This is a genomic window from Rhizobium sp. SVR5-9E (assembly GCF_056755095.1).
Window position 1 is genome coordinate 15,673 of record NZ_JBNDHS010000015.1, and the last position, 20,707, is coordinate 36,379.

At 59.5% G+C, this 20,707-nt stretch carries 19 protein-coding genes and 3 tRNA genes; 13 read left to right on the forward strand and 9 right to left on the reverse strand.

Annotated features, from left to right (window positions below; genetic code table 11):
* Positions 1 to 70: 70 nt before the first annotated feature.
* Complete coding sequence (locus ACPYOJ_RS10095) at positions 71 to 325, reverse strand: helix-turn-helix transcriptional regulator (protein ID WP_481416125.1); 255 nt, start codon at positions 323 to 325, stop codon at positions 71 to 73.
* A 64-nt stretch (positions 326 to 389) separates the two neighbouring features.
* On the opposite strand from ACPYOJ_RS10095, the gene ACPYOJ_RS10100 reads away from it, so the two are divergent.
* Together ACPYOJ_RS10100 and ACPYOJ_RS10105 are read left to right on the forward strand one after the other, a co-directional pair.
* Positions 390 to 626: a hypothetical protein gene (locus tag ACPYOJ_RS10100; RefSeq protein ID WP_481416126.1), complete on the forward strand. Its 237-nt coding sequence runs from the start codon at positions 390 to 392 to the stop codon at positions 624 to 626.
* A gap of 7 nt (positions 627 to 633) precedes the next feature.
* Positions 634 to 710: transfer RNA gene (locus tag ACPYOJ_RS10105), tRNA-Arg, on the forward strand.
* Positions 711 to 872: 162 nt separating this feature from the next.
* Here the strand turns inward: ACPYOJ_RS10105 and ACPYOJ_RS10110 are convergent.
* From ACPYOJ_RS10110 to ACPYOJ_RS10135, 6 genes are all read right to left on the reverse strand, one after another.
* A complete protein-coding gene (locus ACPYOJ_RS10110; protein WP_481416127.1) occupies positions 873 to 1,058 on the reverse strand; it encodes a hypothetical protein in 186 nt (61 codons plus the stop codon).
* A gap of 572 nt (positions 1,059 to 1,630) precedes the next feature.
* The gene (locus tag ACPYOJ_RS10115; RefSeq protein ID WP_481416128.1) at positions 1,631 to 1,786 is read right to left on the reverse strand and encodes an entericidin domain-containing protein; all 156 of its coding nucleotides are present in this window, start codon (positions 1,784 to 1,786) and stop codon (positions 1,631 to 1,633) included.
* Between the two features lie 22 nt (positions 1,787 to 1,808).
* Positions 1,809 to 2,135 carry a DUF2934 domain-containing protein gene (locus ACPYOJ_RS10120; protein ID WP_481416129.1) on the reverse strand — a complete coding sequence of 109 codons (327 nt, stop codon included), beginning with the start codon at positions 2,133 to 2,135 and terminating at the stop codon, positions 1,809 to 1,811.
* 2 nt (positions 2,136 to 2,137) lie between these two features.
* Positions 2,138 to 2,383 carry a hypothetical protein gene (locus ACPYOJ_RS10125; protein WP_481416130.1) on the reverse strand — a complete coding sequence of 82 codons (246 nt, stop codon included), beginning with the start codon at positions 2,381 to 2,383 and terminating at the stop codon, positions 2,138 to 2,140.
* Between the two features lie 294 nt (positions 2,384 to 2,677).
* Positions 2,678 to 3,847 carry a hypothetical protein gene (locus tag ACPYOJ_RS10130; RefSeq protein WP_481416131.1) on the reverse strand — a complete coding sequence of 390 codons (1,170 nt, stop codon included), beginning with the start codon at positions 3,845 to 3,847 and terminating at the stop codon, positions 2,678 to 2,680.
* A gap of 105 nt (positions 3,848 to 3,952) precedes the next feature.
* Positions 3,953 to 4,027: transfer RNA gene (locus tag ACPYOJ_RS10135), tRNA-Asn, on the reverse strand.
* 117 nt (positions 4,028 to 4,144) lie between these two features.
* Between ACPYOJ_RS10135 and ACPYOJ_RS10140 the strand changes: the two genes are divergently transcribed.
* From ACPYOJ_RS10140 to exoR, 7 genes are all read left to right on the forward strand, one after another.
* The gene (locus ACPYOJ_RS10140) at positions 4,145 to 4,441 is read left to right on the forward strand and encodes a hypothetical protein (protein WP_481416182.1); all 297 of its coding nucleotides are present in this window, start codon (positions 4,145 to 4,147) and stop codon (positions 4,439 to 4,441) included.
* 281 nt (positions 4,442 to 4,722) lie between these two features.
* A tRNA-Cys gene (locus tag ACPYOJ_RS10145) sits at positions 4,723 to 4,796 on the forward strand.
* Positions 4,797 to 5,249: 453 nt separating this feature from the next.
* Positions 5,250 to 5,915, forward strand: a complete 666-nt coding sequence (locus ACPYOJ_RS10150; protein WP_481416132.1) for a protein-L-isoaspartate O-methyltransferase family protein — start codon at positions 5,250 to 5,252, stop codon at positions 5,913 to 5,915.
* A 228-nt stretch (positions 5,916 to 6,143) separates the two neighbouring features.
* A complete protein-coding gene (locus ACPYOJ_RS10155) occupies positions 6,144 to 6,962 on the forward strand; it encodes a PopZ family protein (protein WP_481416133.1) in 819 nt (272 codons plus the stop codon).
* A gap of 118 nt (positions 6,963 to 7,080) precedes the next feature.
* Complete coding sequence (locus ACPYOJ_RS10160) at positions 7,081 to 9,921, forward strand: valine--tRNA ligase (RefSeq protein ID WP_481416134.1); 2,841 nt, start codon at positions 7,081 to 7,083, stop codon at positions 9,919 to 9,921.
* A gap of 396 nt (positions 9,922 to 10,317) precedes the next feature.
* Entirely contained in the window at positions 10,318 to 11,559 is a 1,242-nt protein-coding gene (locus ACPYOJ_RS10165; RefSeq protein ID WP_481416135.1) for an OmpP1/FadL family transporter, read from the forward strand.
* 735 nt (positions 11,560 to 12,294) lie between these two features.
* The gene (exoR, locus tag ACPYOJ_RS10170; RefSeq protein WP_481416136.1) at positions 12,295 to 13,095 is read left to right on the forward strand and encodes an exopolysaccharide production regulator ExoR; all 801 of its coding nucleotides are present in this window, start codon (positions 12,295 to 12,297) and stop codon (positions 13,093 to 13,095) included.
* 9 nt (positions 13,096 to 13,104) lie between these two features.
* Here the strand turns inward: exoR and xth are convergent, their stop codons facing one another.
* Both xth and erpA read right to left on the reverse strand, forming a co-directional pair.
* The gene (xth, locus tag ACPYOJ_RS10175) at positions 13,105 to 13,896 is read right to left on the reverse strand and encodes an exodeoxyribonuclease III (RefSeq protein WP_481416137.1); all 792 of its coding nucleotides are present in this window, start codon (positions 13,894 to 13,896) and stop codon (positions 13,105 to 13,107) included.
* Positions 13,897 to 14,014: 118 nt separating this feature from the next.
* On the reverse strand, positions 14,015 to 14,347 hold the full coding sequence (gene erpA, locus ACPYOJ_RS10180) for an iron-sulfur cluster insertion protein ErpA (RefSeq protein WP_481416138.1): 333 nt from the start codon (positions 14,345 to 14,347) through the stop codon (positions 14,015 to 14,017).
* Between the two features lie 47 nt (positions 14,348 to 14,394).
* On the opposite strand from erpA, the gene ACPYOJ_RS10185 reads away from it, so the two are divergent.
* The 4 genes from ACPYOJ_RS10185 (at position 14,395) to ACPYOJ_RS10200 (ending at position 20,631) form a co-directional block, all read left to right on the forward strand.
* Positions 14,395 to 14,559: a hypothetical protein gene (locus ACPYOJ_RS10185; protein WP_481416139.1), complete on the forward strand. Its 165-nt coding sequence runs from the start codon at positions 14,395 to 14,397 to the stop codon at positions 14,557 to 14,559.
* A gap of 9 nt (positions 14,560 to 14,568) precedes the next feature.
* Positions 14,569 to 15,786, forward strand: a complete 1,218-nt coding sequence (locus ACPYOJ_RS10190; RefSeq protein WP_481416140.1) for a deoxyguanosinetriphosphate triphosphohydrolase — start codon at positions 14,569 to 14,571, stop codon at positions 15,784 to 15,786.
* A 53-nt stretch (positions 15,787 to 15,839) separates the two neighbouring features.
* Positions 15,840 to 17,597 carry an arginine--tRNA ligase gene (argS, locus tag ACPYOJ_RS10195; protein WP_481416141.1) on the forward strand — a complete coding sequence of 586 codons (1,758 nt, stop codon included), beginning with the start codon at positions 15,840 to 15,842 and terminating at the stop codon, positions 17,595 to 17,597.
* 61 nt (positions 17,598 to 17,658) lie between these two features.
* Positions 17,659 to 20,631: an SPOR domain-containing protein gene (locus tag ACPYOJ_RS10200; RefSeq protein WP_481416142.1), complete on the forward strand. Its 2,973-nt coding sequence runs from the start codon at positions 17,659 to 17,661 to the stop codon at positions 20,629 to 20,631.
* Positions 20,632 to 20,707 lie beyond the last annotated feature (76 nt).

Consider the following 20,707-nt stretch of genomic DNA (forward strand, 5'->3'; position numbering starts at 1 on the left):
TTAAGGACGCGGTTGACGATGGCAGAATCGGCGATACGTGGTTGCTCCATTTTGTCACCAGCGCCAGCGGTCAATCCCGCCGCTCCCGCAACTTTACCACGCCATGGCCACGCTCGTCGTCGATGAAGTTTATTCCCGCGTCGTAGAGAGCGTCGACAATCTTTTGAGTCGTATCGGTGCGTCCACCTAGTTCGCCGTCCGATGCCTCCAGTCTCTTAATGGTCGGCTCTGACACTCCGGATCGCTCCGCCAAGTCAGTCTGCGACCAATCGAGCATCGCTCTTGCTGCCTTAATTTGACGAACTGATACTTTTGGTATTGACATGATTAATCCTCAACTGATACCAATAGTATCATAAGCCGAAGCGAACGCAACGAGGTGCACCGGAATGGCTCAGATCATGGTTAATAGAAAGCAAAGGTTTGAAGATCTGGAGGACGAAATCTGCGGACTTCTCCACCAGGCGCGAATGACCCTCAGCCACATTGAAGGTGTCGTCAACTTCGAGCTCAGCCTCGGGCACATCGGTAGGAACGAGGCTGATACTGTGATGTTCGGTCTGTACGAAACCAAACAGCGAGCAGAAGACCTGCGCGCAAAGTTCTATGAGGCATTTGATGCCTAACAAGATTGGCCCCTTAGCTCAGATGGATAGAGCGTCGACCGTCTAAGTCGAATGTCGCAGGTTCGAGCCCTGCAGGGGTCGCCATCAACACCAATGGCCGGCGCGACCACCACCGTCGCCCACACCAGACGCGCGCCGGCCGGTTATTCCAGATGCCACCACAGCGACCCCACCGGTGGGAAGCCGGTGGGTTTTTCATTGTGCCGGGCGTACGAATCATGGAGCGAGCAAAGCAGAATGAACCGCCTATGCGGCCGCGAACTCTTCCAACGCCTGCCTGGAAACGAACTCACCCAATTTTGCCGGCTCTGGATGAGTAAACTCGAAGCTTGCTGGCAATTCAAGCGCTTGGCGCAATGTCATGATTCCGATCGGGCGCCGCCCATGTTCATCGTTCAGACGCACTTCTACGATTTTCCTAAAGTGGGTCATCTCTCATCCTATTCCTGCAATATAGTTGTTGAAAAAAGACCGCCTCGGCGACGCGAGGCGGTCAATATTGTTGCATCGGTGACAGGGAGGAATGCACCGAGGTCAACTTGTCGCCGAACTGGGAGGAGGATGTGCGGCGATGACAAAAAGCTACCACCGCACCACACCAGCCGAAACTGGACAGAGGTATAGGGTTTGTACGTGCCTCTGATTACAAATGACCGGCCCGCTGGCTAGGTTTGCTATTATCGACATGTTGCGGCCAATCGCCATGCGGAGACCTTGGAAGACCCGCCACTATGCCGTCGACCTCACCAGGCGGCCGTTTTTTGGCTCGATACAAAGAAAGACCGCCTCGAGGCTGAGACGAGGCGGTCATTGCGGATGCGATATCCGCTGACCCGGTGTGAGGGGAGAGACACCGAGTCGATAGATCGCCTCACTGGGGTGGGGGTGTTGAAGCGATGGCCAAACTTATCATCAGACCGCGCCCTCCGAAATTATACAGAGGTATCTCAAGGTTGGGCGCAGGTATGCGGCAATCGGTGCATATGCCGCCGGCTTTGGTTGTCCTAGCGTGCGGCAGCGTGGCCAACGCGATTGCCTGCGTTCTGCGTGGCATTAACCGTATTGGCAGTGTCTTGCCCCATGCCGCGGATGGTATTGCCACAAGCGGAGAGTGAAAGCAGGGTGCAGCACGCGGCGGCGATTGTTGTGACTGTCTTCATGATCCTTCTCCTTTCTCTGTGCTCAGGGCTGCTCTCGAGTGCTTGGCGATGCTTCGCGCTGATTGGCATCTTCCAGGTCAGCTGCAGCGAGGAACGCGTCGGTATGCTCGCGCGCGGCTTCCCTTAGGGCATCCATGCTTGAAGAGTCGTCTCCTTCGAGATCGCCGAACTCTCGTTCGATCTCGCGCTCTGCCTCCCTCCAGTGATCCTCATGACGACCTTCAGGCTGTCCTTCTCGCTCCCAAATGGCATGAGCCCGTTTCCGCACTTCATCTTCAGGAATTGGGATAGGGCGCACTGCATTTTCGTTCATCCCTTCCATCCGGCCGTCGTCAAACACGCTTGTCATGCTCAATTTCTCCAATACCGGTTTCTGGTCGTGGCGGACGAGCGTCCCATCAGATAGCCCATACCGAAGGCGAGCGCTCCAATACCGAGAACCAGTGTGCTTGCGGCCTGCGGATGATCCGCGGCGCCAGCAGCCAAGGCGCTCGTTTCGCGCTTTACTGCATCAGTTGCTGTCTTCGCTATCTTGCGGGCACCCTCCGGCTGCTCAGTCGATGTCCCGGTGAAGCCGGTTTCGAGATCATTTGCCATGTACTTCCTCCTTGTTGGCGAGGTAGAACTGGTGAGGAGGGCGGGATGTTCCCCGATCAAGCTGGCTTTCGCGAATTTCGACCACCAGAAAAGCTGCACGTCGGCGACGTCGTCAGGTGCTTGAACCTAGGCTTTCCTTCGTCGCTACTATAGGGCCGTACGTAGCGAGCGCACTCGGGGCACAGATAGACGAATGCAGTGCGACAAAGTGCATCTTGAATTGTGCAGTCTTCAAGACCGCCCATCAGATTTCGGCGCTTAGCGACTAGAAGCGGCGGCATCTTGTGACACCTGCTATTCAACGCTTGGCGGCTTACTGCCACCGGCTTTGAAATACTCGTAGACCGTCTCGATCCACTGGGCGCCTGGGATTTTTCCTATTATCGGCACGATGACTGGTGCGGCAAGCAGTAGCGCGCTAAGGATCCCAGAAACAATCCTTTTTCGCCCATCTGAAATAATGTCACGGCCAATCGCAAGAATAGATTTTGTAACGATCGACCAAAGGTTTTCGTGTGAACGTGTGAGCGACAGTACATCTCGCTTATCCGGCGCACTTGGGCCCTCGACCCAATCTTTTACGGTCTCAAGCGCGTCAACTACCGATTTGTCGCCGGCTTCCTCCTTCTGGAGCTGATTCACCAATTGCGCCGTGCCTTGAACTAACTTGGCGACTGAGCCGGCGTCGATATTGAGGGCGGCCGCATTCTCCGAGAAAATCCGCCAGTCCTCGAATTGTGCAAGAGCTGAAAATACACTTTCGATATGGCCGATCAATAAGCTGAAGAGGGTAGGTGAGAGCTCATCGATATCGCCGTGGACGAGTCGGTTGCAGATCTGAGCACGTGCGCCGATCTGGACAATGTTGTTATGGCTCACCATTGTGGCCTGCAGTCGCCCAAACGCGTCCTTCAATCGAGGGGAGGCATTCGTGGCTGCCAGATCCTCATTTACGTACTCACCGTGCTCCACTGCCGCCTCAAGGGCCGCCAGAGCAATATCCTTTTCGCGCTCATGAGCCCGCAAGGGCTGATCCACGACTTTTAAAACATCACCCTCAAACCCGAATGAGAAGGCCGCGAGCTTTTGGCCAGGAGTAGCCTCCAGCACATCTTCTGGGCCGAGTTGGTTAAGGCCGATTTTCATGCCCAAAATCAAATTCGCCAGACCAAGGCTGTCGTCTGGTAGGCGCCGAACCTGCTGATCGATAGCGGTGACATCAGCGATGCGAAGCGAGTCGACTTTACTCAGATACCTTCGGACTTCAGACTTGATCGACGTCAACTGCTGGAGGACGCTATCGCTTCGTGCGTAGGACCTTTCAGCTCGAATCAGCCGCTTCTCCATCTCTTGTAGTAGATTGCGAAGTCTATCTGGCCTCATCGACTGTTCCGCGTTTTCGATTTGGTCGAGATTATATGGTGGCGCAGTCGGGCGCCAGCCGAAGGCCTCTGACTTATCCACAGGAGCCAACCGTCAAATATCAACTTCAAAAGCGGGGAGAAAAAGTGGGGAAGTAAGTGCCTGCTTTTGAATTTCTCAACAAAAACAGGCACTTATTCTTGAAACTGGCTCCCCGGGCCGGATTCGAACCGGCGACCTGTCGATTAACAGTCGAATGCTCTACCGCTGAGCTACCAGGGATCACTGCTTGGCGCGGTGTGAGTGGGCTAATACAAATGCTTGTTCGATTTGCCAAGGGGTTTTTTCAAAAAAATGACATCTGCTTGTATTCGCGATGTTTGTCCCCATCTCCTGTGGATGACTGACGGCAAAAACAGCAGCAAAAACCAACGCGAAAAGCGCTTCGGCATTGATCACACAACGGGAAGGCTCGTTCTTGGTTCGCTCCGCATCCCGCTGCCGCGCTCGCGCTTGGCCCGCCTCCTCACTGGCTTCTTGCTGATTGTATGCGGGATTCTCGGTTTTCTTCCGATCCTCGGCTTCTGGATGCTGCCGCTCGGCTTCATCATTCTGTCAAATGAACTGCCCATCATGCGCAGATGGCGCCGCCGCTTCTCCGTCTGGTGGCACAGACGGCGCAATCCCGCGAGCTGATCGGCGCGGAAGGCGCAGCGGCGCATCGCCGAGATCGATTATCGCGCCTGGACGCATGACGGAAGCTGTAGCACGCGTCGTATAAGGAGCCTGCGGGAGGAGCAGGCCAACACGGCGATCTACGAGATCGAGGAGTGATCGGTCGTTTTTTCTGGAACGTTTGGAAAACGGTTTATTCAGGTTGAAAAAAGGACCAATTCAGAATGAAAGGTCTTGCGCTTCCGTTAGGATCATTCTAAATCCGCGCCACCACACGATATTTAGCTATCGGTCACAGGTGAGGCCTCGTGGCGGAGTGGTGACGCAGAGGACTGCAAATCCTTGTACCCCGGTTCAATTCCGGGCGAGGCCTCCAAATTCTCCTCTATTTTGACGTCTTTGCTTTCCAGCGAGCGCCGGGTCGATGGCCCGGATGTGGCGAATTTGTCGATCGTATCCGTTTCAATTGTCTGTGAGCCGAGATCGCCTGCCGGCAGCGCCGACGGCCTGATCGTGGGCGCAAAAGCTATCGCATCTTCCCGCGATCCAGCAGCCCGCAGCAGAACAGGCCGACAAGCGCTACAATGATGAAGAAGTCGAACAGCGTGAAATACTCGAAAAAGGCAGACATCGTCCGCTCCTCCTCTGTTCCCCACTGATACAAGAATACCACGAGCCGCCTCGCTGATCCACGAGAGAGTTGCAGCGCCGCGCAGAGTCGTCCATTACTCAGGAGGATTCTTGCCGCCGCTGCTCGCGATGCCTTGAAAGCATACGGCGCGGAGATTAAGAGACGGGAGACAATGTCGCGTTCAACGGGCGAGAGGGTATGATGGATTGCGAAGCAGCACGAATTAAGATGGTCGACAACCAGATCCGCACGACGGACGTCACGTCCCATTCCGTGCTGACGGCCTTCCTGACGGTGCAGCGCGAGCTTTTCGTGCCGGAGAAATCCAGGGCTCTCGCCTATGTCGACAATGATATCGAGATCGCTCCGGCCTCCGACGGCAAGCCGGCCCGCTTTTTGATGGAGCCTTCGCCGCTGGCGAAGCTGTTGCAGCTCGCGGCGGTCACCAACGATGATTCCGTTCTCGACGTCGGCTGTGGTACGGGCTACGCCTCGGCCCTGCTGTCGATGCTTGCCGGTTCGGTGGTGGCGCTTGAATGCGACGAAACACTTGCCGCCGAGGCAAGGAAGAACCTTTCCGGCTACGCAAATGTTTCCGTCGTCACCGGGCCGCTAGAGCTCGGCCACGCCGCTGGCGCCCCCTACGATCTGATCTTCGTCAATGGTTCCGTCGAGGAAGTGCCGGCTGCCCTTGTCGAACAGCTCGCGGAAGGTGGCCGCCTTGTCACCGTCCAGGGCTACGGCAATGCCGCCCGCGCCGCGATCTTCGTGAAGGAGCAGGGTGCCGTTTCTGAAAACGTATTCTTCAACGCGTCCATCAAGCCGCTGCCGGGCTTTGCCAAGGCTCGCCAATTCGTTTTCTGAGCCGCATTCCGGGATTTTGTACAGCGGCGCCTCGGGCGCCCGTTTTGTTATCCGGCTGTCAAATGCCGCGTTTCAGGCCCGCCACAGACCGGCCAACAAAAGCTGTGCATGGACGCATTCATTTGATTCGAGATGATTTTTTTCATTCCTGGGGTATTCTAAGCTCTGGGTGATTCGGATGCCCGCTCACGCAATCCGATCGTTGTTTTGAGAATAACGGGGATAGATATGGCTCAGCCAAGTGTAGTGCGTGAACCGTCCATGGAAGAGATTCTGGCGTCGATCCGTCAGATCATCGAGAGCAACGAGCCGGGCGCGGGCAGGGGGATTTCGCCATCGCTGCCGCCCGTTTACGCTGCCGATGATGACGAGAGCGACTCCAATATCCGCCTGACGGTCGACGAGACCTACGCAGGCGTCGAGTTCCCTGAGCCGATGACTCCGTCCGATCCGCGCTTCGTCGCGGCAAATTCCGCAGGAATCCCCGAAGTGGAAACGCCGGCGCGCGCCATGTCGCTTGCCGATGTCGCTGCCCGCGTTCGTGCCGCCTCCGAGCGCGGCGCCCCGCCGCCGCAGCGCGAAGCTCCGCCGCTCTTCCGCGGGGCGGAGGCGCCCTTGCGCCCGGAGGAGATCCGCCGTCCAGCTGAAGCCGTTTCGGCGCCTGTCGTAGCGCCGCCCCCCGCCGCAATGCCGGCACCGGCCGTTCCCGAGGCCAACCCCGCCGAACTTCCGCGGACGCTCGCTGCCGAGCCTGCGCCGCAGCCTGTCGTCGAGCCGGCAGCCGAACCGGCAGTAAACCTCAAGCAGCCAGCTGCCGTCGAAGAGTCCCAGGGCCTGATTTCGCAAAGCGCGGGCCTGCAGATCGCCCGCTCGTTCGAGGAGCTTGCGCTCGCCATCGACGGCGCCGAGCGGCGGTCGCTGGACGAGATCGCCGAGGACATGCTGCGGCCGATGCTGCGCGAGTGGCTGGACGACAATCTCCCGACACTTGTCGAAAGACTGGTGCGCGAAGAGATCGAACGCGTGGCTCGCGGCCCGCGCCGCTAACCGGATTCGACTTTTCGCTGCAAGCCGCTCCGGTTTCCGGGGCGGCTTTTTTATTGACTTGACGCCAGCCATCCTATTTACAAACCCTCATCCTAAAACCCCGAAGTTTGGTCATAAAATGCTCGACAAGACCTATGATTCCGCCGCAGTCGAACCGAAAATCGCTGCGAAATGGGATGAAGCCGATGCGTTCCGCGCGGGTGCCAACAAGAAGCCCGGCGCCGAGACCTTCACGATCGTCATTCCGCCGCCGAATGTGACCGGCTCCCTGCACATGGGTCATGCTTTGAACAACACGCTGCAGGACATCATGATCCGCTTCGAGCGCATGCGCGGCAAGGACGTTCTCTGGCAGCCGGGTATGGATCACGCGGGCATTGCCACACAGATGGTCGTCGAGCGCAAGCTAGCGGAACAGAAGCTTCCCGGCCGCCGCGACTTGGGCCGTGACGCGTTCATCGAGAAAGTCTGGGAGTGGAAGGCTGAATCGGGCGGCCTGATCTTCAATCAGCTGAAGCGTCTCGGCGCCTCCTGCGACTGGTCGCGTGAACGGTTTACGATGGACGAGGGCCTTTCGAGAGCTGTTCTCGAAGTGTTTGTAACGCTTTATAAGCAGGGGCTCATCTACAAGGATAAGCGCCTCGTCAACTGGGACCCGAAGCTGCTGACGGCGATTTCCGATATGGAAGTCGAGCAGATCGAGGTCAAGGGCAACCTCTGGCACCTGCGCTATCCGCTGGAGGAAGGCGTCACCTATCAATACCCGATCGCCTTCGACGAAGACGGCAAGCCCACCGAATTCGAAACCCGCGACTATCTTGTCGTCGCGACGACGCGCCCCGAAACCATGCTCGGTGACACCGGCGTTGCCGTCAATCCGGAAGACGAACGCTACAAATCGATCATCGGCAAACACGTCATTCTGCCGATCGTCGGCCGCAAGATCCCGATCGTCGCGGACAGCTATGCCGATCCGACGGCTGGCACCGGCGCCGTCAAGATCACGCCCGCCCACGACTTCAACGATTTCGACGTCGCCAAGCGGACGGGCCTGCGCGCCGTCAACGTCCTGAACGTCGATGCGTCGGTGACCATCAAGGACAACGAGGACTTCCTGGAAGGGCTGGATCATCCGGCGGCGCTCCATGGCGCCTGGGATGAGCTGGAAGGCAAGGACCGCTTCGAGGCGCGCAAGATCATCGTCCGCATCTTCGAAGAGGCCGGCCTGCTCGACAAGATCGAGCCGCACACGCATGCGGTCCCGCATGGCGACCGCGGCGGCGTGCCGATCGAGCCGCGTTTGACAGAGCAATGGTGGGTCGACAACAAGACGCTTGCCAAGCCCGCCATCGCGTCGGTCCGAGAGGGGCGCACCAAGTTCGTGCCGAAGAACTGGGAAAACACCTACTTCCAGTGGATGGAGAACATCCAGCCGTGGTGCATTTCGCGCCAGCTCTGGTGGGGACACCAGATCCCTGCCTGGTATGGGCCGGACGGCCAGGTCTTCGTCGAAAAGACGGAGGAGGAAGCGCTTGATGCTGCAATCCAGCATTATCTTGCGCATGAAGGGCCTTGGAAGGCATGGGTCGAGGAGAAGTTGGAAAACTTCAAGCCGGGCGAGATCCTGACGCGCGACGAAGACGTTCTTGATACCTGGTTCTCATCGGCGCTCTGGCCGTTCTCGACGCTGGGCTGGCCGGACAAGACGCCGGAACTCGCCCGCTACTATCCGACCAACGTCCTCGTCACCGGCTTCGACATCATTCCGTTCTGGGTCGTTCGCATGATGCAGATGGGACTGCACTTCATGAAGGACGAGGACGGTAATCCGGTGGAGCCCTTCCACACCGTCTACATCCACGCGCTCGTCCGCGACAAGCACGGCCAGAAGATGTCGAAGTCGAAGGGCAACGTCATCGATCCGCTCGAACTGATCGACGAGTACGGCGCCGACGCGTTGCGCTTTACGCTGGCGATCATGGCGGCGCAGGGACGCGACGTGAAGCTCGATCCGGCCCGCATCGCCGGTTACCGCAACTTCGGCACCAAGCTCTGGAACGCCACCCGCTTTGCCGAAATGAACGGCGCCAGGAGCGATCCGCACTTCGTACCGGAAGCGACGGGTCTGACGATCAACCGTTGGATTCTGACGGAACTTGCCCGTGCGGAACGTGACGTAACGGAAGCCATTGAATCCTACCGTTTTAACGATGCCGCGGCGGCGCTGTATCGCTTTGTCTGGAACCAGGTCTGTGACTGGTACCTGGAGCTGCTGAAGCCGGTCTTCAGCGGCGAGGACGAAGGTGCCAAGAAGGAGGCTCAGGCCTGCAGCGCCTATGTTCTCGAAGAGATCTATAAGCTGCTGCACCCCTTCATGCCGTTCATGACCGAGGAGCTCTGGGCGCACACGGCGGGTGAGGGCGTCAAGCGCAATACATTGGTCTGCCATGCCGAATGGCCGGCGCCGTCCTATGCCGACAACGCCGCTGCCGACGAGATCAACTGGCTGATCGACCTCGTTTCCGGCATTCGATCGGTTCGCGCCGAGATGAACGTTCCGCCCTCTGCAGTTGCTCCGCTGGTCGTTGTCGGCGCCAACAACCTGACGCGCGAACGGCTGATTCGACACGATGCTGCAATCAAGCGTCTCGCGCGCGTGGATGGAATCTCGCTCGCTGACGAGGCGCCGAAAGGTGCGGCTCAGATTGTCATCGCCGAAGCGACCATCTGCTTGCCGCTCGGCAGCCTGATCGATCTTGCTGCGGAAAAGGCCCGTCTGGAGAAGGCGATTACAAAGACCGAAGGGGAGATCGCGCGCATCAACGGCAAGCTCTCCAACGAGAAGTTCGTTGCCAATGCCAACCCCGAGGTGGTGGAAGCAGAGCGCGAGCGGCTGGCGGAATTCCAGAGCCAGATCGCAAGTCTCAAGGTAGCACTCTCGCGCGTCATTGAAGCGTAAGCAATTCGCCTAGCGGGGATTGTCTTAAGGCGCTCGGGCCAGCCGGGCGCCTTTTGCGTTGGAGTGATTCGGTCGTCTCGGCTGAACACACCAACTCCGGAGGCATCCAGCCTCTCGAATCCTTCAATGCGCCGCTTTCCCGAGGCGAAAAACGCGACTGTTGTGCGATAGATACAGTTTGCGCGGTCGAGGGTACGATGATCCAAAAATAACCCTAAATGGTTAGGGGTATTAGGATAAAATTGTCCAATCCGGAAACATTGACGTGCTCGTCAATTTCTTACGTCAGCTTAACAGCTCTCACGCATTGTGGCGGCAAGAAGGCACCAGTTGCCAATTGTGACAATCGCTTTAACAGTGCCTCCATCATTAGCATGTTCGAGTGGGGGAGACACATTGGTATCTCGCATGTTTTCCAAAGGGGTAGCGTCGCTCGCCATCCTGTCTACCCTGGCTTCGCCGTCCTTTGCGGGCGGCTTGGAGCGGGGTGGCTATAATATTGATCAGCTGTTTGATACCAGCCCGTTTTCCTTTCAGTCCGGCGTGACCTATGTCATGCCGCAGCGGAAGCTGAAGAATGTGCAGGACAATCCGTCTCTGTCGAGCGGGGGGGACCTGACCGGGCGTTCTCATTCTGCGGACGCTGTCGAAGATTACGCGGTTCCGTACATTGGCTTGAAAGCAGGCTACGAAGACATCGACTGCTTGCTCGACTATTCGGAGCCATTTGGTGCGCATACCAACCCGGGCATAAACTGGGCCGGAGCCAACAACGATATTGAGACGAAGATTACGACTCATAATTATGGAGCAACATGCTCCTATAAATTTGATGTCGGTCCCGGCCAACTGCGGCTCATCGGCGGTACGTTCTATCAGGAGGTCGAGGGCTTCAAGGAGAGGCTCGTGTATTCGCTTCCTGCCGCCCCGCCGGGCTTCTCGACGGTCGGAACCGGTCGTCTCGATCTCGAAGATCAGGCATGGGGTTGGCGCGCTGGCGTTGCTTACGAGATTCCGGAGTATGCTCTGCGCGCTAGCTTGGTCTACAACAGCCGCGTTGAATACGACAACTTGACAGGGACGGTGGACCTGACCGACGCGCCGCTGACGCCGGGATACGGTGGAAAGGTAACAAACGTCTCCGGCTCGGCGGAGGCGCCAGACTCGCTTGAGTTGAAGCTTCAAAGCGGCATCGCCCCCGATTGGCTCGCATTTGGTTCGGTCAAGTGGACGAATTGGAGCCTGTTGCAGTCGATCCCCCTTTGCCCGACATCCGGCGTGTGCCCTTCTGGCGGCTTGGCCTCCCTCGACCTCGGCTACCGCGACGGTTGGACGATCACCGGTGGCGTTGGTCACAAGTTCAATGACAAGTGGGCGGGCGCGGTGAGCTTGACCTGGGATCGTGGCACGAGCGACGGCTACGGCAGCCAGACCGATAGCTGGACCCTCGGTGTCGGGGCCTCGTTTACCCCGACCGAAAATATCGAATGGCGCGTCGCTGGCGCTATCGGCGTTCTGACGAGCGGGGAGTCCGGCACCATCACTAAAGATGGCGTGACCTATGGCAATGATGTCACCTACAGTTTTGGGAATGATCTGGTGACGGCACTTTCGACCAGTATCAAAGTCAAATTCTGACGCTGCACCAATAACCAGAAGGCCCGGCACATCGCCGGGCTTTTCGTTTGCTGCACTGTATTTAATCATCACTTAATCATGCGTAAGTTCCTCCCATTTTGTGACGATTCCGCAACAGATTTTTACGACAGTTCACATATGGTGGCCGCCGGGCGAAATTGTCCATTTCCCGCCACAAACAGGGCGCAGCGATATTCACGGGCGAGGAAATGGCAGGCGTAAGGTGCGTTTTTAGAAGTACGATGGGTGGGATTTTTTCCGGTACGGGCAAAGTGAACGAGAGCTTCGGCGGTGCGGCTTCTTCAGTCGCCATCGAGCTTGCTCCTCAATACTTTTCCCGTCGAAACCATCATTCGAATACCGCCTCATGGAACTGTCCTTTCTTCCCGCCGACGGCCGCCTCTGCAGGGGGTGACCGGCAGCGCGACCGAGCCGCTACCGGTTTGGTCACATTTTACGAGTACGAATATTCAAGGGGCGGAAAGGCGTTTGTTCGCTCCGCAGGAATGACGCCGCAGGCATTGCAGGCGGGCCGAGCCGGAAAGCGGGTGGCCGATCGCGATGCGCAGGAAATTCAGGCTCCGAAGAACGGGCCAAAGGCTGGATGCGACGCGGGCAAAGGGGCCGTTGAGCCCGCCGCGGGATCGCTCGCCTGGAGGAATACGCCGGGAAGCCGGGCAGCAGCGTATTTGCTGCCGTGGCGGTCTGCGATGGAAGCGAGAGAAGCCGAGTGAAATGCTGACATCCGAGTTCAGACTATTCAGGTTGACGCTTATAGGGCTGTCTATCGCACTTTCGGCGGCGGTATGCTCCCCGGCATGCGCATTCGACATCAATGCAGGCGTCACCAAGGAGTCCGGGCCTTTCGATCTCTTCAAGTTCGGGTTCAAGGCCTATAAGAGCGGTCAGAAGGAAGAGGCCGTCGAAGCCTACAAGTACGCAGCCGAAAAGGGCCATACGGGCTCTCGCTGGGCGCTCGCCAATATGTACGCGGATGGCGATGGCGTCGCTCAGGACGATTTCGAAGCCTTCAAGATCTACAGCGAAATTGCCCAGCAGGGCGTGGAGCCCGGTTCGGAAGATACCGGCTTCTTCATCAACGCGTTGTTGTCGCTCGCCAACTATTACAAGCACGGCATTCCGGGCAGCCCGGTGAAGATCGATCTCAATCAGGCCCGCCAGCTCTATTTCCAGGTGGCATCGACCTTTGGCATTCCCGAAGCGCAGTTCCAGCTCGCACAGATGATGCTATCGGGCGACGGCGGAAATCGCGCGCCGCAGCAGGCGAAGAAGTGGCTGAACCAGGCCCGCAAGAGCGGGCATCCCGGCGCAATGTCGGTCTTCGGCAACATCCTTTTCCAGGAGGGCCAGTCGGCGCGTGGTCTGGCTCTGATGACGGCGGCGCTCGATCGCTGCAAGCCTAAGGATTGCAGTTGGATGGAGTCGCTTCAGGAGCAGGCCTTCTCCGTTGCCACCGAAAGCGATCGCCGCGCGGCCGTCTCGCTCTCTCACAACATCGCAACCGGCGGCGACTGAACTGAAGTTTTACGCCGTGAAGTCGAAATGGGCGACGACGGGGACGTGGTCGGAGGGTTTTTCCCAGGCGCGCACATGCTTTTCGATTGCTGCCGACGTCATGCGATCGGCGGCCTCCGGCGAAAGCATCAGGTGATCGATCCGGATGCCGTTGTTCTTCTGCCAGGCGCCGGCCTGGTAGTCCCAGAAGGAATAGAGCTGGACGGCGTCGGTCGCAGCGCGAACCGCATCGGTGAGCCCGAGATTTTCCAGCCGGCGGAAAGCCTCGCGGGTCTGCGGCAAGAACAGGGCGTCATTTTCCAAAACCTTCGGATCGAAGCAGTCGTGCGGCTCGGGGATGACGTTGTAGTCGCCCGCAAGGATGAAGATCTCCTCATAGGCGAGGCGCTGGATCGCGAATTGCTGCAGGCGCTCCATCCAGGCGAGCTTGTAGGGATATTTTTCCGTGTCGACGGGATTGCCGTTCGGCAGGTAAAGGCAGCAGACGCGCAGCGCGCGGTTGCCGGGAATGGAAAATACGGCTTCCAGAAAACGGGCCTGCTCGTCGAGCGGATCGCCAGGCAGCCCGCGGCTCACTTCGTCCGGCTTGGTCTTCGATAGGATCGCAACACCGTTGAAACCTTTTTGACCGTGGGTTTCGACGTGATAGCCCATGCCGGCGAGCTCCAGCCGCGGGAAAGCCTCGTCGATTGTCTTGATCTCCTGCAGGCAGACGATGTCCGGATCGGAATCCTTGAGCCAGTGCATGAGGTTGTCGATGCGCGCCTTGACGCCGTTGATGTTCCAGGTCGCGATCTTCATAGGCTCTTCCTCTGCCGCTTCGTAGCCGATCTTCTACCGTGGCTTACCGTATGCGGACAAGACACTAAGCCGGCCGAGAAGGTTTCTTCGGCCGGTTCGATGTGGACAGACAGGGAGCTTAGATCGAGAAGCTGGTGCCGCAGCCGCAACTCGCAACCGCATTGGGGTTTTTGATCTGGAAGGACTGGCCGAGGAGGTTGTCGACGAAGTCGATCTCGGAGCCGGCCATGTAAACCAGCGACAGGCTGTCGATCAGGACCTTGGCGTTGTCCTTTTCCACGACGACGTCATCGTCGTGCACGCTGTCGGCGAGATCGAATTTGTAGGAAAAGCCCGAGCAGCCGCCGCCTTCGACGGAAACGCGCAGGGCGTTTTTGCCGGCCTCGGCGCCGACGATCGCCGCGATTCGTTTTGCCGCCGCGTCGGAAAGGGTTACACTTACGTCCGTCATGTTTCCTCCTGCCGGGGTCAAGATCCGGAGAGAATTGATACTGGCCGATGAACCTTCAAACGGCTGATATCAAAAGAATTCATCACATGCGTTGCCGAAATGCATTTTCGGCAAGGCGGCTAAGAAAGCGCTTCTTTGCCGTTTATACCGGCTATAGGTATGAAGAGCGCAAAGCGGCGTCAATGGCCTTGGCGCTGCGCGATGTTGAATGACGGTGAAAAATGACGATCGACAGGCATGTACTGGGTTTCGGAAATGGCGAAAGGGCAATCTACGCCTCTGACGCCTGGAAGTCGCGTGGAAGGCTTTACTCCGAGAGCTCCAGCCCGACGCGATCGGAATTTCAGCGCGACCGCGATCGCATCGTGCATACGACGGCCTTCCGTCGTCTGAAGCACAAGACGCAGGTCTTCATCGCGCAGGATGGAGATCATTACCGCACGCGCCTCACGCATACGATCGAAGTCGCCCAGATCGCCCGTGCGCTGGCGCGTGCCTTGAGACTCGACGAGGATCTTGCAGAGGGCGTGGCGCTCGTCCACGATTTCGGCCACACGCCTTTCGGCCACACCGGCGAAGACGCGCTGCACGAGGTGCTTCTGCCCTATGGCGGATTCGACCACAACGCCCAGTCGCTCCGGATCGTCACCAAGCTCGAGCGGCGCTATGCCGAATTCGACGGCATCAACCTGACCTGGGAAAGCCTCGAAGGCCTGGTGAAGCACAACGGGCCGTTGCTGACCAAGGACGGGCAGGGCACGCGTGGGCCGGTGCCGCAGCCGATCCTCGACTACTGCGAAATCCATGATCTCGAACTCGCCACCTTCGCCAGTCTCGAAGCGCAGGTGGCGGCGATCGCAGATGACATCGCCTACAATACGCATGACATCGATGATGGTCTTCGCGCGGGCTACCTCACGTTCGACATGCTGGAGGAAATCCCGTTCCTAGCCGGATTGATGGCCGAGGTCCGCGACCGTTATCCCAATCTTGAGGAAAGCCGCTTTACGAATGAAATCATGCGCCGGCAGATCACGCGAATGGTCGAGGATGTCATCGCCGTGGCGCAAGAACGCCTGGCACGGTTGAAGCCGCGCAGCGTCGACGACATACGCGCGGCGAACGGAGCGATCGCAACCTTTTCCAAGGAGATGTCGGAAACGGACAAGCAGATCAAGCAGATGCTCTTCAAGCGTATCTACCGTCACCCGGAAATCATGCGGATTCGCGCAGGTGCTGCCCAGATAGTCACCGATCTCTTCGCCGCCTACGTGGCTAACCCGAAGGAGATGCAGAGCCATTACTGGGTCGACCACATCTCAGGCCTCGCCGATGCACCGAAAGCCCGTCACGTTGGCGATTATCTCGCCGGCATGACGGACACCTATGCAATCAGCGCCCACAGGCGTTTGTTTGACCACACCCCGGATTTGCGATAGGCAGCGGGCGCCCGCAGCAAGCCTGCGGCAGAGCCTATGCATGGAAGAGTGCGATGAACCTTTTTACCGATTTCGAAGCCAGGATTAAGAATGCCCTTGAACAGATTGATCTTATCAAGGAAAAGCGATCTGAGCTCGATTTTGGCCGCATCGCCGTTGAGCCGCCGCGCGATTCAAGCCACGGCGATGTTGCGACCAATGCCGCTATGGTCCTTGCAAAACCGCTCGGCACCAACCCGCGGGCGCTCGCCGAAATCATCATCGCCAAATTGAAGGAAGATGCCGACGTCGCCGAGGTGTCCGTCGCCGGTCCCGGCTTCATCAACATCAGGCTTTCGGTCGCTTATTGGCAGCGCCTGCTCGCATCGATAATTGAGGCAGGAGCCGATTTCGGACGCTCCGCACTCGGCGCTGGCAAGAAGATCAATGTCGAATACGTCTCCGCAAATCCGACCGGTCCGATGCATGTCGGCCACTGCCGCGGCGCCGTTGTCGGCGACGCGCTTGCCAATCTCCTGGCCTTTGCCGGTTTTGCTGTCGAGAAGGAATATTACATCAACGACGCCGGATCGCAGATCGATGTGCTGGCGCGCTCGGTCTTCCTGCGCTACCGCGAGGCTCTTGGCGAGGACATCGGCGAGATTCCGCCTGGCCTCTATCCGGGCGACTACCTGATCACGGTCGGCCAGTCACTGGCAAGTGACTATGGCGTGCGGCTACACAACATGCCCGAAGACCAGTGGATGACAATCGTCAAGGATCGGGCGATCGATGCGATGATGGCGATGATCCGCGAGGATCTCGCGGCACTCAACGTGCATCACGACGTCTTCTTTTCGGAGCGGACGCTTCACGACGCCGGTTCCGCGGCAATCCGCACCGCGATCAACGACCTCACCTTCAAGGGTTACGTCTACAAAGGCGCGCTCCCGCCGCCGAAAGGCCAGTTGCCGGAAGACTGGGAAGATCGCGAACAGACGCTCTTCCGCTCGACGGAAGTCGGCGACGACATGGACCGTCCGCTCATCAAGTCCGACGGCTCATACACTTATTTCGCCGCGGACGTGGCCTATTTCAAGAACAAGTTCGACCGCGGCTTCGACGAGATGATCTATGTGCTCGGCGCCGACCACGGCGGCTACGTGAAGCGCCTGGAGGCGGTCGCCCGCGCCATTTCGGAAGGCAAGTCGACGCTCACCGTACTGCTTTGCCAGCTCGTAAAGCTTTATCGCAACGGCGAGCCGGTGAAGATGTCGAAGCGCTCCGGCGACTTCGTGACCCTGCGCGACGTCGTTGAAGAAGTCGGCCGCGATTCGGTTCGCTTCATGATGCTTTACCGCAAGAATTCCGAGCCGCTTGACTTCGATTTTGCCAAAGTAACGGAGCAATCCAAAGATAATCCGGTCTTTTACGTGCAGTATGCGCACGCCCGCTGCATGTCGGTTTTCCGGCAGGCGAAAGAGGCGTTTCCGGGCCTCGATGTGTCGCCCGCGGAACTTGCGCAAGCAGTCTCCGGAATCTCGGATCCCACGGAATTGCAGCTTGTTGCGAAGGCTGCGGAGTTCCCGCGGGTTGTGGAAGCCGCGGCCCAATCCCACGAGCCGCACCGCATCGCGTTTTACCTTTATGATCTGGCCAGTTTCTTCCACGCCCACTGGAACAAAGGCAAAGATCAAACGGAATTACGATTTGTTAACGATAAGGACCGAGAATCGAGTATTGCCAGACTTGGGCTGGTGTATGCTGTCGCTGCGGTTTTGAAGGCTGGACTTGCCATTACAGGCACTGCCGCGCCGGATGAGATGCGATAACGTCACCATTTCCCCACAATGCGCTGGCATTTGACCGCGTTGGTTTACGAGTGGGATGGGTATGGCTGACAAACAACTGGCGTATGATGCGCGAAAGAAGACGGATCATTTCGATGAGGATGATCCGCTTGCCGAGCTTGCGCGAATCGTCGGCTTTGAGCCGCGTGTAGCCGCAAATACGATTCCGGACGTGCCCCGGCAGGAGCCGGCGTTCAATCTCGAGGACGAGCTGCTTCGCGAATTCGAGCGTTTCGATGCGCCCCGTCCGCTCGCCGCTCTCGATCGCCCGGCTGAGCCCGCCGTCGAGGAGTATGACTATCCCGCCGCTGACGCCGTCGTCGAGCCGGAACCTGTCGAGCCGTCGCCCGCGACCTCGCCGGTTTCGGAGGAGGCTGCCCTCCTTTCTGCTGCCGATTGGGCGGCTCCCGCGCGTCCCGAACCCGTTTCCGGTGGTGCCCGCGATCTGATCGAGGAGCTTGAGCTTTCGATCGGTGGTACTGCCGTTCAAAATCCACAGCCTTCCGCCAAGGCGCCGCAATGGGCCGCTGCCAGCATCAGGCTGCCTCTCGCAAACTTCCACGCGGTTCGCCGCGAGGCGCCAGTTGAAGCGCATTCGGTGGAAGCCTTTGCAGCTCCCGAGCCGGAGCCCGCAGCTGCCGCTGCCCCGCTGCAACCGGAGCCCGTTGCCCAGCCCGAACTCGTCGCGGAGCCAGTTGCCTTTGATCCCGCCGAGGAATTCGCAGCTGCGGCCACTCAGGGCTTTCCAGCCGAACTCGATCGCCACGAGGAAGTGGCGGCGCACGAGGCACCCGTGGAGCCGCCCGTTGTCGAAGAAGCGCCCATTGAGGTCGAGCCTTTCGATCTCGTTGCTGCGGCCACGGAAGGAGCCGTGCAAGCGGACGCCGCACTGACGGAAGCTCTTCCCGAGGAAGAGTCCATCGCCTTCGATCTCGATGACCTGCTGGCGGATGTATCGCGTTACCCTGTGCCTCAGCGCAGCTCCATGGAGCCTGCGGCCGAACCCGCCGAGGCGTTCGAGCGGTGGGAGCCTCTGGTCGCCGCACCTGCCGCTGTTGCAACTCCCGCTCCCGCTGCCGAATTCAAAGCAGCCGCCGAGCCCGTGGCATCGCAGGCGGACGACAGCGAAGATCCGTTTGCCGGCCATGACTTCGAACTCGATCTTGAGGGCATCGAACTCGAACTCGCCGATTTCGATTTCGCCGAGTCGGCAAAGCAGCAGGCGCCGGAGCCGGCGCCCGCTCCAGTTGCCGTTGCGGCGCCTTCGTTCGCCGCTGCGGCGCGGCCCGCCCCCCAGGCGGCCGCTGCTCCGGTTTACGAAGCGCCGGCTCCTGCCGCCGTGAGAAGCTTGCCCGTTGTGGAAGACACGGACGAAGAGCTGCCCTTCGATGCGGCGATGATCGCCGAGGCTGACCTGCATCCCGAGGCGGTCGAAGACATGCATGTGCCGACGCTGCCCCCGGTGGAGCAGCCTGCGCCGGTTGCTGCGGCAAATGATTTCGATTTCGATGTCGATGTGGAGATTGCAAGCCTGTTCGAAACGCCGGCCCCGGTGGCGCCGACGCCGGCCGCACCGGCTTGGGCGCCTCCCGCAGCTGCTTGGACGACTTCCGCTGCCGCGGCGGTCGTCGCAGCGGCTCCTGTTGCTCCGGTGGCTTCGGCCAGGCCGCAGCCGGCAGGTGGCCCGGACGAATTTGAGCGTGCGCTCGAGGAGGATTTCCGTCGCAGCGTTCGCGAGCCCATCCGCCGCACAGAAGCGCCGGCCGAGGTCCGTATCCAATCGGCGACCGAAGCCGAGGACATGAGCCGCGCCCGTAGCATGAAGCGGCTGCTTGCCGTCGCAGCGCTCGTCGTCATCTTCGCGGGTGGCGCCTACGGCGTCTATTCCATGGTCACGGACGGCGGCCTCGGCATTGCTGGCGGAGAACCGCCGGTCATTATGGCTGACAAGGATCCCGTCAAGGTCGTGCCGGAAAATCCGGGTGGCAAGACTGTGCCGAACCAGGACAAGGCGGTCTACGATCGCGTTGCGGGCGCGACCGAGGCACCAAAGCAGAAAGCGCTGGTTTCGTCAGACGAAGAGCCGGTCGATGTCGTTCAGCGCACGCTGGCGCCCGACGCTCTGCCGGAAGATAACGACAGCGTCATCGACGATGCTGCGGTGAGCACCCCGGTCGAGGATACGCAGGATCCGCGCCTGCTGCCGAGCGAAACCGCGGCGGACAATACAGCTGCGACGGACGGCGCGGAAAATGGTGATCGGCCGCTGGCCATTGCCCCGCGCAAGGTTCGCACGATGATCGTCAAGCCGGACGGAACGCTCGTGGCTCGCGACGAGCCTGCCGAACCGGTCGAGCAGCCCGTCGCTCAGGCCCCTGCGCCTGCGGCCGCAGCTGGCGGCTCGGCGGCAAGCTTCCCGGCGAGCAACGAGGTTGCCTCTGCCGACATCCGTGCGACCCCGGTCCAGACGACCCCGGTTGCTCCTCTGCCTCCCGAACAGCAGGCTTCTCAGTCTGGTTTGCAGAAGGCTGCCGCCCCGGATGCGGCGAGTTTCGAGGATCAGCCGGCCAGCCCGGCTCAGTCGGCGCCTTTGGCTGAGAAGCCGGCCGATACGGCGCCGATTCCCTCCGCCCGTCCGACCGAGCAGCCGGTGAACGTTGTCGGCACCGTTACCGAGAGAGGCAACGTGCGCCCGGCCGAGCAGCAGCCGAAGCCCGCCGAGGTCGCATCGGCCGAGCCTGCCGCCGCCCAGCCGCAGCAGGCCGCCCCGAGCGGTGGTTACGCCATGCAGATCGCCTCGCTGCCGTCCGAGGCCGAGGCAAACAAGACCTTTGCGAGCCTGTCGAAGAAATTTTCGAGCGTCCTTGCTGGCCGCAGCTTCGAAGTTCGCAAGGCCGACATAGCTGGCAAGGGGACGTTCTACCGCCTCCGTATCCCGGCCGGCTCCAAGGACGAAGCGGCAGCTCTTTGCGGACAGTACCGTGCCGCCGGTGGAAGTTGTCTGATTTCCAAATAAGCGGTCGACTTTTCGATAAAAAAGCGGCGGGTAACTCCCGCCGTTTTTTATTGCCGGCTTTCCTGTGAATGGCGCT